Consider the following 13,877-nt stretch of genomic DNA (forward strand, 5'->3'; position numbering starts at 1 on the left):
AACAGAGCTTATCTAATGAAACAAGACCCGCGTTTTCCTAACCTGTTCATCACCGATCACCCGCTGATCCAGCACAAGCTGAGCCACATGCGCGCGAAGGATACGTCGACCCGTACCTTCCGCGATCTGCTCAAGGAAATCACGCTGCTGATGGGTTACGAAATCACCCGCGACTTGCCATTGACCACCCGCACTGTTGAAACCCCGCTGATGACCATTGAAGCGCCGGTGATTGCCGGCCGCAAGCTGGCCATCGTGCCGATCCTGCGCGCCGGCATCGGCATGAGCGATGGCTTGCTGGACCTGGTGCCGTCGGCCCGCGTCGGCCACATCGGCGTGTTCCGCGACCCGGAAACCCACCAGCCGGTGGAGTACCTGGTGCGCCTGCCGGACACGGTCGAACGTACGTTCATTCTGTGCGATCCGATGGTCGCCACCGGCAACTCGGCGGTGCATGCGGTGGACGTGCTGAAAAAGCGCGGCGTCACCGACGACCAGATCATTTTCCTGGCGCTGGTGGCGGCGCCGGAAGGCGTGGAAGTGTTCCAGAAAGCGCACCCGGACGTCAAACTCTACTGCGCTTCGCTGGATTCGCACCTGAACGACCACGCCTACATCATTCCAGGCCTGGGCGACGCCGGCGATCGCATTTTCGGCACCAAATAAGATGGCCACCCCGGTCGATCCCGATTTCCGCGCCCGGCTGGCGGCCCTGAACGACAAGTTCGCCGCCACCGTGCCCGGCACGCTGGACAAGATCCGCGCTGCGCTGGCGTTGTGCGTGGCGGGCGGCGAGCGGCCGTCGCCGGAGGCGCTGCACCAGCTGCACGAGGTGCTGCATGGGGTGGCCGGATCGGCCGGCACTTTCGGTTTCACCGTGTTTGGCCAGGAGGCGCGCCGCATCGAGCAGATGGTGCGCGGCGTGCTGGCCACCCAGGCCGGCTGGGCGCCGGTGGTGCCGGAAGTGGAAAAGCTGCTGGCATGGGCCAGCCGTGATGCCAAAGCCGGCCATTACGATTGATCCGCGATCAATCGTGCACTTGATCTAGCTCAAAGCGTGTACGATTTCGTTGTCTATCATGACACATACGCCCGGCAACGAGGGGTTTCTACCAAAAAATGCGGAGCTTTGCATTTATTTTGGTGAAAACGTGCTTTTCTCTCGCAAATGGGTATAATGCGGGATCGTTTAGATTCAAGAGTAGTACAGTTTGTCTTTCTTGCCTCAAAAACGATATCACGGGCGCAAGCCCAAATTAACTGAAATAGGAATTGTAATGGCAACTGGTATCGTAAAATGGTTCAATGATTCGAAGGGTTTCGGCTTTATCACCCCTGACGAAGGCGGCGAAGATCTGTTCGCTCACTTCTCGGCGATTCAGACCGCAGGCTTCAAATCGCTGCAAGAGAACCAACGCGTTTCTTTCGAAGTAACCGCCGGCCCTAAAGGCAAGCAAGCTTCGAACATTCAGCCTCTGTAATACGCTGGATCTAACGATCAAGAAATCCTCGGTAACCGAGGATTTTTTTTTGCCTGTTCACTTTCCGGATTTGCTCCAGTAGTCCGGCTGGGCGTAGGTGTGGCGCAGGAAGTCGACAAAGGCGCGGATGCGCAGCGGCAGATGGCGCCGTTGAGCAAACACCGCGTAAATGTCATTGCCGGGCGCCGAGTAGCCATCCAGCACCGTCTGCAGCTTGCCCGCCGCAATCGCGCTGCCCACTTCCCACATCGAGCGCCACGCCAGGCCCCTGCCGGCCAGGGCCCACTCGTGCAGCACCTGACCGTCGTTGCAGGCCATGTTGCCGTTCACCTTCAGCACCACATTCTTGCCATCCTCGCGGAAGGTCCAGCCGCGCTGGCTGCCTTCGCTGCTGATGGCCAGGCAGTTGTGCTTGCCCAGATCGGCCAGCGTTTCCGGCGTGCCGTGACGCTTGAGATAGGCCGGCGAGCCGACCACCACGCGCTCGTTGTCGGCCAGTTTGACGCTGACCAGGCTGGAATCCGACAGGCTGGCAATGCGGATCGCCACATCAATGCCTTCGCCCACGATGTCGACCACGCGGTCGCTCATGTTCAGTGTGGCGGTCACGTCGCGATGCTCGGCCAGGAAAGAGGGCAGCAGCGGCGCCACGTGCTGGCGGCCAAAGCCTGCCGGCGCCGAGATCATCAGGTGGCCTGTGGCGTGCGCGCTACGTTCCGATACCGCTGATTCAGCCTCTTCCAGCTCGGCCAGGATGCGCTGGCAGTCCTCCAGAAAGGCCGCGCCCTCGTCGGTCAACGCCAGTTTGCGCGTGGTGCGTTGCAGCAGCTTGACGCCCAGGCGGGCCTCCAACGCATCCAGCCGGCGCCCGATCATCGCAGGGGCGATGCCCTCCGCACGGGCGGCGGCCGACAAGCTGCCGCGCGCCACTACCTCAACAAAAGTGGAAATCTGTCTGAACTGCCCCATGAAAACCTGTCTCCGTCACTTTTTACAAAAACGCATAGATGAAGTGATATTTAGTCTTGTTTGCATAACTTACGAGTGAATATACTGTAAAACAATTCAGCTTGTAACTGAGCCCACACACTAAAAACGCCGCACTGCAACAAGCATATAATTAAGCCGATTCGTTACTATTTTTCTACGGAGACCTCTCATGACGCAATCCACTCTGACCCTGCCAGCAGGCATGCAAATCACCGGCGAGATCAAGCCTGGCTACGAAACCATCCTGACGCCGGAAGCGTTGTCGCTGGTGGCCAAGCTGAGTCGCGAATTCGAAGCACGCCGTCAACAGCTGCTGGCCGTGCGCGTGGAACGCGCCAAGCGTCTGGATGCCGGCGAGCGCCCGGACTTCCTGCCTGAGACGGCCCATATCCGCAACGGTGACTGGAAAATCGCGCCGATCCCGAAAGCGCTGGAATGCCGCCGCGTGGAAATCACCGGCCCGGTCGAGCGCAAAATGGTCATCAACGCCCTCAACTCAGGCGCCGACAGCTACATGACCGACTTTGAGGACTCCAACTCGCCCAACTGGGACAACCAGATCAGCGGCCAGATCAACATGAAAGACGCGGTGCGCGGCACCATCGCGCTGGAGCAGAACGGCAAGTCGTACAAGCTGAACGACAAGGTCGCCACCCTGGTGGTGCGTCCGCGCGGCTGGCACCTGGATGAAAAGCACGTGCTGGTGGATGGCAAGCGCATCTCGGGCGGCATCTTTGACTTCGCGCTGTTCATGTTCCACAACGCCAAGGAGCAACTGGCGCGCGGCGCCGGCCCGTACTTCTACCTGCCGAAAATGGAATCGCATTTGGAAGCGCGCCTGTGGAACGACATCTTTGTGATGACCCAGAAGGAACTGGGCCTGCCGCAGGGCACCATCAAGGCCACCGTGCTGATCGAAACCATCCTGGCCGCGTTCGAGATGGATGAAATTCTATACGAGCTGCGCGAGCACAGCTCGGGCCTGAACGCCGGCCGCTGGGACTACATCTTCTCGTGCATCAAAAAATTCAAGCTGGACAAGGACTTCTGCCTGGCCGATCGCGCCAAGGTCACCATGACCGCGCCGTTCATGCGCGCCTACGCTTTGTTGCTGCTGAAAACCTGCCATAAGCGCAACGCCCCGGCCATCGGCGGCATGGCGGCGCTGATCCCGATCAAGAACGATCCGGAAAAGAACGAAATCGCCATGGGCGGCGTGCGCAACGACAAGGCGCGCGATGCCACCGACGGCTACGACGGCGGCTGGGTGGCGCACCCGGGCCTGGTGGACCTGGCCATGGCCGAGTTCAAGAAAGTGCTGGGCGATAAGCCGAACCAGATCGACAAGCAACGCCTGGACGTGGAAGTGTTTGCCGAGCAGTTGCTGGACTTCAAGCCGGAAACCCCGATCACCGAGGCCGGCTTGCGTTACAACATCAATGTTGGCATCCATTACCTGGGCAGCTGGCTGAACGGCAACGGCTGCGTGCCGATCCATAACCTGATGGAAGATGCGGCCACCGCCGAGATCAGCCGTTCGCAGGTGTGGCAGTGGATCCGTTCCACCAAGGGGGTGCTGGAAGATGGCCGCAAAGTCACCGCCGAGATGGTGCGCGCCATGATTCCGGAAGAACTGGCCAAGGTGCAGGCCACCGCGCCGGACGGCCAGACCCCGGCTTATCCACGCGCGGCGCAAATCTTCGAACAGATGTCGACCTCGGAAGCGTTCGAGGAATTCCTGACGCTGCCGCTGTACGAAGAAATCTAAGCCTTAGAAGTCATTCTTCCACAAACGCAGCGCGGTGAAGGTTGCCAGCGGCGTATCGATGCGATCGAGACGCCCGGCCTTCACCAACTGCTCCGCAATCGCCGGCTCGCGATAACGCAGGAAGGGATTGGTGGCTTTCTCGACTGCGATGGTCGATGGCACGGTCGGCACATCGTGCTCGCGCTTGTCGGTTTCCACCTTCACGCGCTGCTGCAGCGCCACATTGTCCGGATCGACCACGCGCGCAAAGCGCAGGTTGGACAGCGTGTACTCATGCGCACAAAATACCTTGGTGTCCTCCGGCAGCGCAGCCAGCTTGCCGAGCGAACTGATCATCTGCGCCGGCGTGCCTTCGAACAACCGTCCGCAACCGCCGGCAAACAGCGTATCGCCGCAGAACAGCCAGGTCGGCTCATCGCCGTCGGCCTCACGCACATAGGCGATGTGGCCCATGGTGTGGCCGGGCACGTCCAGCACCGACAGCTTCAGCGCCAGGCCGGGCACATCGATCAGCTTGCCTTCGCCCACCGGCAAGGTGACGGCGGCGATGGTTTCATTGCGCGGACCAAAAACAGGAACCTGATAATGCTGTAATAATTCAGGGACGCCGCCGATATGGTCAGCATGGTGATGGGTGAGTAGAATGGCGGTGAGCTTGAGTCCGTTGGCTTTCAGGGCCGCCAGTATCGGTTTGGCGTCGCCGGGGTCGACCACCGCGGCATGTATGCCATCATGTATCAACCAGAGATAATTGTCGCGGAACGCCGGTACCGTTAAAACACGAAGAGCTTGATTAGAAGATATGGTCATTGGATCGCAAAAGGCTAAGCATGGATAAGGCGGGGTCGGAGAAATCCATTATAGCGCTGGAAGGCTGGCTGCAAACGCCCGCAGGTGTGTACATGCGTGCGTGGGAACAAAGCTGTCTCGATAATTTAACAGCCGATATCTTTGGCTACAACGCGGTGCAGATCGGCATGCCTGAAATTGATGCCCTGGCCGCCAGCCGCATGCCCTACAAGCTGCTGGCCGACCGCCGGACGCGCCCGGCGCGCGAGCAGCAGCGCGCCGTCAGCGTCACGCTGGACTACACCGAACTGCCGTTCGCCTCGCAAAGCGTGGACCTGATCGTGCTGCCGCATGTGCTGGAATTTTCCACCGACCCGCACCAGGTGCTGCGCGAAGTCGAGCGCGTGCTGATCCCGGAAGGGCAGGTCATCATCTGCGGCTTCAACCCGGCCAGCCTGTGGGGCGCGCGCCATGTGCTGCGGCGCGTCGGCGGCACCTCCTTCCTGCCGCGGACCGAGGAGCTGATTTCTATGCCGCGCATGAAGGATTGGTTAAAATTATTGAATATGAGCGCCAGCCAGAGCCACTTTGGCTGCTATGCGCCGGCCTGCCGCACAGAAAAGTGGCTGCAGCGCTACGCCTTCATGGATAATGCCGGCTCGCGCTGGTGGCCATACTTTGGCGGCGTCTACGTCATACAAGCGGTCAAGCGCGTGAAGGGCATGCGCTTGATCGGTCCGGCATGGACCAGAAAAACGGCAGCCGCCCCGGTGGGCGTGCCGGTAACGAACAAAAGAAGAGAGCAGCAGGATGGATAAGGTTGAAATTTTTACCGACGGCGCATGCAAGGGCAATCCCGGCCTGGGCGGTTGGGGCGCATTGCTGGTGGCTGGCGAGGCCGAGAAGGAAATCTTCGGCGGCGCGCGCGACACCACCAATAACCGCATGGAATTGCAGGCGGTGATCGAGGCGCTGAGCGCGCTGAAGCGACCATGCACCGTGGTGCTGCACACCGACAGCCAGTACGTCCAGAAAGGCATCAGCGAGTGGATCCACGGCTGGAAGGCGCGCGGCTGGAAAACCTCGACCAAGGAACCGGTCAAGAACGAAGACCTGTGGAAGGCGCTCGACGCGGCGCAGCAAATGCACATCGTGGAATGGCGCTGGGTGCGCGGCCATAATGGTCATCCTGGCAATGAACGGGCCGACATGCTGGCCAACCGCGGCGTGGAAGTGGCGCGCGGGCGCTGATATACTGCGCTCTGCAATTAATTTCGGAATACTATGCGCCAAATCGTCCTCGATACCGAAACCACCGGTATCAACCCCAAGCTGGGCAACCGCATCCTGGAAATCGGCTGCGTTGAGCTGAACAATCGCATGCTGACGGGGAATAATCTCCACTTCTACATCAATCCGGAACGCGACTCGGAAGAGGGCGCACTGAACGTCCACGGCCTGACCACCGAGTTCCTGAGCGATAAGCCGAAGTTCCACGAGATTGTCGACCAGCTGCGCGAGTACATCCAGGGCGCCGAAGTGATCATCCACAACGCGCCGTTCGACCTGGGCTTTCTAAACCACGAATTCAAGCTGCTCAACCTGCCGGACTTCACCGAACACATCGGCGGCGTGATCGACACCCTGGTGCACGCCAAGGAACTGCATCCGGGCAAGCGCAACTCGCTGGACGCGCTGTGCGACCGCTACGGCATCTCCAACTCGCACCGCAAACTGCACGGCGCGCTGCTGGACGCGGAACTGCTGGCCGACGTCTACCTGGCCATGACCCGCGGCCAGAACAGTCTGGGCATGGATGTGGAAGAGGAAGTGGTCAGCATTGGTGAACTGCTGGAGCCGGTCGCCATGGCCGAGATCATCTTCCTGCCGGCTTCGGAAGACGAACTGGCGGCGCATGCGGAAACGCTGGCGGGGCTGGACAAGGCCGTCAAAGGCCAGTGCATCTGGACCGCCTCCCTGAATCCGCCGGCCCCGCCGGCAGCGGCTTAAGCCGTTCAGTCCTTGCCGGGCATGGCCGACGAGTGGTGGCTGGTGATCAGCCACTGCTTGCCGTCCCATTTATAGGTGTAGGTAAAGCGTGCCTTCACCTCCTTGCCATCCGCGAACTTGAAGGTGTACAGGCCGGCGTCGACGGCGGTATTGCAGTCCAGTTCGATGGTGCGGCTATCGATGCTGCCGACTGGCTTGCCGGCCAGGAAGTGCACGAAGTAATCACGCTTTTCCTCCGGCGTCAGGCGCGGCTTGTTGGACACCGTGGCCAGCAGCACCGACCGGGTGGCATAGTTGGCCACCACCTGGTCCGGATTCCCCGTTTGCAGCGACGCATTCCAGCGGTCGAACAGGCCGGCGATTTCCTTCTCCGACGACGGATGGCAAGCCTCGGTATTGGCCGCGTAAGTATTGGTAGCCAGCATGACGCAGGCGACAGGCAACAGGTTCAGGTAACGCATATTTTTCCTTGGGTGTAGTGGTAAGAAAACGATGACTGCCGGGTGTTAGCCGCCGTGATACAGCGGGTTAGGCGATACGTACACGCGCACGCGGTGGGTGTCGATGCCGGCTGGCGCGATCTTGGACAGCGGGAAGCTGTCGCTGGCGCGCAGCGTGTCGAAGTGCCAGGTGAACGATTTGTCGCCCACCACGAACTTCACCGTCTCGCCCTGTTCCACGTTGACGTGCTTGGTCTTGGGCAGGACGTTGATCACGCGGGCGGCCGCGCTGGCCGTGGCGGCACTGCCGTTGACGTGCGTTTTGTTGGCAGCCGAGGCGCTAAGCGGCAGGGCAATGGCGAGGGCAGCGATGGTCAGGAATTTCTTCATTAAATTACGATCTCCAAAAAAGGATTGAGAGTTTCAGGTCGCACATGGATCGGTGATCGATGGCGATGAATGAAGTATGGAGATTGGGCGATCGGCAAGAATCGGCTGAACGGCGGATTTTTTCTATGCTGAATGGCATATAATCCGGCCTAAAGGAAAATCCATGACCGACATCACCACCCTTGCCGACTCCAACAGCAGCGCGCGCAGTACCCGCGTGCGCTATCGCCACAACGAAGGCAGTGCCGCCCGCCTGCGCCTGCTAACCGCCGCCGCAAGCGCGCTGGCCGACGACGGCAATGGCGAGGCCGCGATGCAAGCCATCCTGGGCAAGGCGCTGTCCTTTCTGTCGCTGGAAGAAGGCTTGCTGCTGCACTTGCAGGCTGACGGACTGCACGTGGCAGCCTCGCAGGGACCGGTGGCGCCGGTCGGCGCGCGGCTGCCGGCCACCGGTGCGCTGCACGCGGCCTTGCAGGAAAACGCGCTGCCGCTGGTCCAGCAGGACGTCCATAGCCGGCTGCGGGTAGGCCGCGACAAGGCGGTCGGCCTGGAAGTGCTGGTGCCACTGCGCTTCCACGGCCGCAACGTCGGCTTGCTGGCTTTGCTGAGTTCGCGCCAGGTGGCGCCGCCCAATGCCGATGATCTGGGCGTGCTGCAGGTGCTGGGCACCATTCTGGCGACGGCGCACCAGGTCGCCAACAAACCGGCGGCGCGCACCGCCGACACAGCCTCGACCGCCAAACTCAAACAACTGACCTCGCGCGAGCTGCAAGTGTTTGCCATGATGCCGCGCGGCCTGACCAACGCGGCCATGGCGCAGGAGCTGGGCATTGCCGCCGGCACCGTCAAGGTGCACATCGAACGCATCCTGCACAAGCTGGACTTGCGCGACCGCACCCAGGCGGCGGTGTTTGCGGTGGACTACGGGTTCGGCGGATGAGGCGGGTTGGCCTGTACTGGCGCGACTGGTCGCTGACGGTCAAGGGCGTGATCATCGTGGTCGCAGCGCTGGCCACGCTGGTGGGCTCGGCGGCCACCAGCTACAAGCTGGAGCGGCAGACAGCCGAGGCCATGGCCGAAATGCAGCGCACGCTGAAAGTGCAGCGCGACATCCAGCTGCTGCACGCGCTGATCGCGGAAGCTGCCACCGGCGTGCGCGGCTATCTGCTGACCGGCGTCGATGACTTCCTCAATCCCTACCGCGCCGCGCAAGAGAAATTGCCGGCGGCGATGGCCGACCTGCAGCACAACGTGCGCGATGCGGAGCAGCTGGCGCGCCTGAGCGTGCTGTTGCCGCTGGTGCGCCAAAAGCTGATCGGGCTGGAAGCGCTGCGCCAGCAGTACGATGCCAGCCCCGATGCCTTGCGTGCCAGCCTGCTGTCCGGCCGGCAAATCCTCAACCAGCTGCGTGACGGCATCGGCGCCATGAATGCGCGCGAGGCGCTGCTGGTCGAGCAGCGCACGGCGACGCTGCAGGAAGCGCTGCGGCGCAATGTCCTGATGAATCTGGCCACCATCGTGATCGGCCTGGCCGGCGCGCTGGCGATGCTGTTGTTCACGCTGCGCGTGGTGCGGCGGGTGCGCTTGTCGGCGGAGAATGCCGAACGGTTGGTGAATGATCAGCCGCTGCTGCCTACCGGCGTCGCCAGCGATGAACTGGGCGTGCTGGCCGACCGGCTGCACCATGCCAGCGTGCTGCTGGCCAGGCGCGCTGCGGAGGCTCAGGCGGCCAGCGTGGCCAAGTCTGAATTCCTGTCGCGCACCAGCCATGAACTGCGCACGCCGCTGAATGCCATCCTCGGCTTCGCGCAATTGCTGGAGGACGACCTTGGCGCCAGGCGCGGGCGTCAGCATGCCGAGCACATCACACGAGCCGGCAAGCATTTGCTGTCGCTGATCGATGACGTGCTGGATGTCGCGCGCGTCGAGGCCGGTCAATTGGCCATCGCGGCAGTGCCGGTAACGGTGGCGCCGGTGCTGAACGAAGCGATCGCGTTGCTGAAACCGCTCGCTGCCCGGCATCAGATCAAGCTGCGGCCGCAAGACGGCAACGACGGGCATGCCGTGCTGGCCGACCGCCAGCGCCTGCTGCAAATCGTGCTGAACCTGCTGTCCAATGCCATCAAATACAACCGCGCGGGGGGCGAGGTGCGCATTGGCATCAGCCTGCAGGATGGGCAGGTCGCCATCGCGATTGCCGACGACGGCGATGGCATCGCAGCCGGCATGCAGGAGCGCCTGTTCACGCCATTCGACCGCCTGGGCGCGGAGCGTGGCAAGACCGAAGGCGTGGGGCTGGGGCTGGCGGTATCGCGCTCGCTGGCGGAAGCGATGGGCGGCAGCCTGGCGGCCGATAGCCGGGCAGGCCAAGGGAGCGTGTTCACGCTGCGCCTGCCGCGCGCAGCCCAGGCGGCGCAAGAACTGACATCGGCGCCGGGCGCGCCAACGCCGGAAGCCGTTGCGGCACCGGTCGAGATGCCGACATTACTGTGCATCGACAGCGACGCGTCCAGTCTGGCCCTGATGGAAACGCTGATGGCGCGCCGGCCCGGCTGGCGTTTTGTGGCCGCGCGCAGCGTTGCCGATGGCTGGGCGCTGGCCGCCTCGTGCGTGCCGGATGTGGTGCTGCTGGATGCGCATCTGGCGGATCCGGCTACGCTCACGCGCTGGCGTGACGACACTTTGTTGTCGGCAGTGCCGCTGGTGCTGTTGGGCGGCGATGGCGCCGCGCCGGCGGCAGGCGGCCACCTGAAAAAGCCGCTCGACCTGCGCGAATTTTTTGCCTTACTTGACAGGATAACGAAATGAACGAAGATGATTTGCTTTCCTCGCGCGTGCTGATCATCGACGACCAGCCCGCCAACCTACGCCTGCTGGAAGACCTGCTGATCCGCGAAGGACTGACCCACGTGGTGGGCACCACGGATGCGCAAAAAGCGCTTGACCTGTATGCCGCCTTCGACCCCGACCTCATCATCCTGGACCTGATGATGCCCGAACTTGACGGCTACGCCGTGCTGGAGCACCTGAAGCGGCGCGGCGATCCCTTCGACTACCGCCCGGTGCTGGTAGTGACTGCCGACGCCACCAGCGAATCCAAGCGGCGCGCGCTGTCGCTGGGCGCGCGCGACTTCCTCACCAAGCCGTTCGACACCATCGAAGCCATGCTGCGCGTTTGGAATTTGCTGGAAACGCGGGCGCTGTACAAGCGCCTGCAAGCCCTGTCGCCCAGCGCGCCGCTGATCGTCATGCCCTACAGCACCAGCAAAGCCCAGCCTGACGATAGCCAATAAAGATAGCCCCTTGCATTTGGCCAAGGGGGCAGTCTATAATGCTCGCACTCAACGGGAGGTTAGCTCAGGGGTAGAGCACTGCATTCACACTGCAGGGGTCGCAAGTTCGAAACTTGCACTTCCCACCAAAATTCAGCTTTAAAATCAAAGACTTACCTGATGAGAGATGTGTCTTTGATAAACTTGGGGCGTATTTGGGGCAATGCGGGGTCGCGAGCTACCAAAAATTAAACCGGCTAATGCCGGTTTTTTGCTTTCTGGATGAATCATCGCTGGATCTTTCTTCTAACCAGTCACTACTTCCTGGCATTGGGAGCTCGTCGACGCCCTCATTGAGTGAAATGCCGGTCATCAGTGAGGAGAGCAGCCTGCCCGCCTCAAGGAGTCCGTTAACGAATGCAGAGGCCAAAGAAATAGCTGAAGCCCACGAAAACCGATCTAAATTAGGGGAAGATCAGGATGATTATAAGGCAAGATTAAAGACGAAACTGGGACGAGGGAAAAATAACTCCACAGAAGAGGAAATAACTCGCATTGTTGGGTTTGCGGTTGCGCGATATTTCAAGCAAGAAAGAAAAAGCGCTGCAGCTTCGTCTACCTCGAGCTCATCGTCTGGAGCCGGCACGAGGGGAATGCACAGTGATTCATCCAGTAGTTCAAGCCACAGTCCCGTATCCTATTCAAGTTTGATCAATACCTATAGCAACACGCTCAAAGGAGCGGTCGTTTTAGTGGAAGAAAATTGCGTCGTCGTAATTGAGCATTACCAGCTAAAGCACAATCCGGATCTTGCTATCTTACATGCAGGAGGTCCGTGGATAGGAAAGAAAGGATCGACGCTTAAAGGTGGGTGGGATGCTCATGTTAAAAATTTTGCGCCTGCCATTCTCGCGCACGTTAAACCGTTAATCGCAGGCATGGATATAACTAAACCGCTTGTTCTAAAGAAGGTCAGGCTTGATGAGATCGATGCGTACATTTCGGTCGTCTTCGATGGAGGATTTTATTTTATTAGCTACCACGGCAATCCACCAGATTAGCAAAACTAGGAAAGCGGCGCGGGCTACTTGCTCTCGCAAATGGCCGTCCAGTGATCCTCGAACACTCCGCCCCGTGCCCGGGGCGTATTGAGCGTCTTCGGACAGTAGGGCGATTCGGCATTTGCCCCTTCATGGAGTTCATCATTTTCAGGTAGGCGAACCGCTTGTTCATGACTGCCATGAGTTCTTCGGTGCTTTCCGGTCCAAGCATGCCTTTGCCTTCTAGGTAAATCATGCCATTCGCGCCGCCGGACGCGAATCGCTTGAAGCCGACATAGCCGCCTATACCGTTCTTAGCGTTGACTTCACCGCAGTGCCGGCCATCACTGGTGACGTGATCATTGCGGAACTGGGTGGCGGCCCCGCATCTTATCTGCGACGAACTTCCTTGCCTTTGGCAGTACGAACCAGTCATCGTACTTTGTCCACACTACTCTGGTGCTTGCCACTGCGATAACGACGAACGCTGATGCAATAAGGCCTGCCCGAGACATGTCGGCTCCGGTTATTTAAATTCGATCGGCTTCGCGCTTAACTATTCGGCCGATGACGATGCACTCGCCCGCACGGCAACTCTTGCGGCGATGTCGCACCTGGTCCGGTTAACGAGGTCAGCCAGCATTCGCCACGGTCGCCCGCGAGGCGTTTCAAGAACGCCTGGCCCCCGAAGTTGACTGCGAACACGGCGCCATCTTCCATGCGGGTATCCGCCGTGTTGATGATGACCTGGCCTCCTTGTTAACGATTCGGCTCCAAGTATGTAGCCGTGTCGCTCAATCCAGTTCTTGGAAATGCTTAGCGTGCCGCCGTGGTATAGCACCGCAAGCCCACTACAGCCGCCCCCGTGACCTATCGTTAAGGCCTCGCGTCACCTAGGCGGCAACTTGCCAGATGTTGCCCGTTAGTATCAAATATTTCGTTATGTGATTTTGTGTGTATTTTCCGAAATTTTAATAAGCGATAATGTCAGACGGCAAACCTGATTAACCAATTCCATTGCTGCGCCTGGCGCGCTACCGCTGACCAAAAAATAACGATGCATAAAATACCGGCTCAACTTAACTTCATTGTTTCCGCTTTGTTTGCATTCTTTGCGCGCAAGTTTCGCATTTGGTCTGCTGTGTGGTTGTTAGCTTGCCTGCACCTCAGTGCAGCCGCCATTACGTTCACAGGCGTTGCGCCGAACACCACATCAGGGGCGGTTGCTGGGACGGCGCAATTCCCTATCTACATCAACGGGACAGTGAAAGCTGGCGAGCGCAACCGGGCAATAAAATATCTCGAGATTGTCGAGAACGGCGTGCCCCTAGCAACCCAAATATTCGGCCTGGATCGCGATGTCAATGAGATACCAATTGATACTCCGCGCCAAATGACCAAGCCAGCAAATCTCGGCGTGGGTGAACACCAACTGTACCTCCGGGCGACCTCCGTTGACATGTCAGAGGAAGCCCCAAATCAGCAATCGGCCGGCCCCTTCACCATCACCATTACAAATAACGTCGTCCGCGATGCAAAACTTCTCGAAGCTGTCACTATCCCGACAACTATGGGGCACCTCGAATAACTGGAGATCCCGGAGGTGGCGCTGAAAAATAGCGACATGGGCAGCGGATCGGCTGCTGATCACCCCAGGCTCCAGGTCCTTTGAGGCGCTTTGTGTGCAGATTCCGGTG

Annotated in this window: 16 protein-coding genes and 1 tRNA gene; 13 read left to right on the forward strand and 4 right to left on the reverse strand. The window is 60.1% G+C overall.

Annotation, left to right across the window (positions count from 1 at the left end):
- Positions 1-15: 15 nt before the first annotated feature.
- The 3 genes from upp to ABDW57_RS26150 all read left to right on the forward strand — a co-directional run bounded on the left by upp (position 16) and on the right by ABDW57_RS26150 (position 1,481).
- Positions 16-666, forward strand: a complete 651-nt coding sequence (gene upp / locus ABDW57_RS26140; protein ID WP_343733072.1) for a uracil phosphoribosyltransferase — start codon at positions 16-18, stop codon at positions 664-666.
- A 1-nt stretch (position 667) separates the two neighbouring features.
- Positions 668-1,021 (forward strand): Hpt domain-containing protein, encoded by a 354-nt coding sequence (locus ABDW57_RS26145; protein WP_343733073.1) that lies wholly within the window; start codon positions 668-670, stop codon positions 1,019-1,021.
- A gap of 256 nt (positions 1,022-1,277) precedes the next feature.
- On the forward strand, positions 1,278-1,481 hold the full coding sequence (locus ABDW57_RS26150; protein ID WP_093555047.1) for a cold-shock protein: 204 nt from the start codon (positions 1,278-1,280) through the stop codon (positions 1,479-1,481).
- 57 nt (positions 1,482-1,538) lie between these two features.
- Here ABDW57_RS26150 and ABDW57_RS26155 read toward each other — a convergent pair whose 3' ends face one another.
- Positions 1,539-2,450, reverse strand: coding sequence for a LysR substrate-binding domain-containing protein (locus ABDW57_RS26155; protein ID WP_343733074.1), 912 nt, complete (start codon positions 2,448-2,450; stop codon positions 1,539-1,541).
- Positions 2,451-2,640: 190 nt separating this feature from the next.
- Here ABDW57_RS26155 and aceB point away from each other — a divergent pair, with 190 nt between their 5' ends.
- Entirely contained in the window at positions 2,641-4,239 is a 1,599-nt protein-coding gene (gene aceB / locus ABDW57_RS26160) for a malate synthase A (protein WP_343733075.1), read from the forward strand.
- A gap of 3 nt (positions 4,240-4,242) precedes the next feature.
- On the opposite strand, the gene gloB is transcribed toward aceB, so the two are convergent.
- Positions 4,243-5,049, reverse strand: a complete 807-nt coding sequence (gloB, locus tag ABDW57_RS26165; RefSeq protein ID WP_343733076.1) for a hydroxyacylglutathione hydrolase — start codon at positions 5,047-5,049, stop codon at positions 4,243-4,245.
- Positions 5,050-5,069: 20 nt separating this feature from the next.
- On the opposite strand from gloB, the gene ABDW57_RS26170 reads away from it, so the two are divergent.
- Genes ABDW57_RS26170 through dnaQ form a run of 3 tightly spaced genes read left to right on the forward strand, consistent with a single transcriptional unit; the run spans position 5,070 to position 7,038 of the window.
- Positions 5,070-5,846, forward strand: a complete 777-nt coding sequence (locus tag ABDW57_RS26170; RefSeq protein ID WP_343733077.1) for a class I SAM-dependent methyltransferase — start codon at positions 5,070-5,072, stop codon at positions 5,844-5,846.
- Positions 5,839-6,279: a ribonuclease HI gene (gene rnhA, locus ABDW57_RS26175; RefSeq protein WP_343733078.1), complete on the forward strand. Its 441-nt coding sequence runs from the start codon at positions 5,839-5,841 to the stop codon at positions 6,277-6,279. The genes ABDW57_RS26170 and rnhA overlap by 8 nt, the downstream gene beginning before the upstream one ends.
- Before the next feature lie 33 nt (positions 6,280-6,312).
- Positions 6,313-7,038, forward strand: a complete 726-nt coding sequence (gene dnaQ / locus ABDW57_RS26180) for a DNA polymerase III subunit epsilon (RefSeq protein WP_343733079.1) — start codon at positions 6,313-6,315, stop codon at positions 7,036-7,038.
- A gap of 5 nt (positions 7,039-7,043) precedes the next feature.
- On the opposite strand, the gene ABDW57_RS26185 is transcribed toward dnaQ, so the two are convergent.
- On the reverse strand, positions 7,044-7,499 hold the full coding sequence (locus ABDW57_RS26185; RefSeq protein WP_343733080.1) for a nuclear transport factor 2 family protein: 456 nt from the start codon (positions 7,497-7,499) through the stop codon (positions 7,044-7,046).
- Between the two features lie 45 nt (positions 7,500-7,544).
- A complete protein-coding gene (locus ABDW57_RS26190; RefSeq protein WP_343733081.1) occupies positions 7,545-7,868 on the reverse strand; it encodes a CzcE family metal-binding protein in 324 nt (107 codons plus the stop codon).
- A gap of 163 nt (positions 7,869-8,031) precedes the next feature.
- On the opposite strand from ABDW57_RS26190, the gene ABDW57_RS26195 reads away from it, so the two are divergent.
- The 6 genes from ABDW57_RS26195 (at position 8,032) to ABDW57_RS26220 (ending at position 13,768) form a co-directional block, all read left to right on the forward strand.
- Positions 8,032-8,808 (forward strand): LuxR C-terminal-related transcriptional regulator, encoded by a 777-nt coding sequence (locus tag ABDW57_RS26195; protein ID WP_343733082.1) that lies wholly within the window; start codon positions 8,032-8,034, stop codon positions 8,806-8,808.
- A complete protein-coding gene (locus ABDW57_RS26200; RefSeq protein ID WP_343733083.1) occupies positions 8,805-10,676 on the forward strand; it encodes an ATP-binding protein in 1,872 nt (623 codons plus the stop codon). The genes ABDW57_RS26195 and ABDW57_RS26200 overlap by 4 nt, the downstream gene beginning before the upstream one ends.
- Complete coding sequence (locus ABDW57_RS26205) at positions 10,673-11,161, forward strand: response regulator (protein ID WP_343733084.1); 489 nt, start codon at positions 10,673-10,675, stop codon at positions 11,159-11,161. The genes ABDW57_RS26200 and ABDW57_RS26205 overlap by 4 nt, the downstream gene beginning before the upstream one ends.
- Before the next feature lie 53 nt (positions 11,162-11,214).
- A tRNA-Val gene (locus ABDW57_RS26210) sits at positions 11,215-11,289 on the forward strand.
- Positions 11,275-12,201: a hypothetical protein gene (locus ABDW57_RS26215; protein ID WP_343733085.1), complete on the forward strand. Its 927-nt coding sequence runs from the start codon at positions 11,275-11,277 to the stop codon at positions 12,199-12,201. Before ABDW57_RS26210 ends, ABDW57_RS26215 begins: the two co-directional genes overlap by 15 nt.
- 1,036 nt (positions 12,202-13,237) lie before the next feature.
- Positions 13,238-13,768 (forward strand): hypothetical protein, encoded by a 531-nt coding sequence (locus tag ABDW57_RS26220; protein ID WP_343733086.1) that lies wholly within the window; start codon positions 13,238-13,240, stop codon positions 13,766-13,768.
- Positions 13,769-13,877: the final 109 nt, after the last annotated feature.

The organism is Duganella sp., assembly GCF_039595735.1.
In the GTDB taxonomy this organism is placed as follows: Bacteria; Pseudomonadota; Gammaproteobacteria; order Burkholderiales; family Burkholderiaceae_D; genus Rugamonas.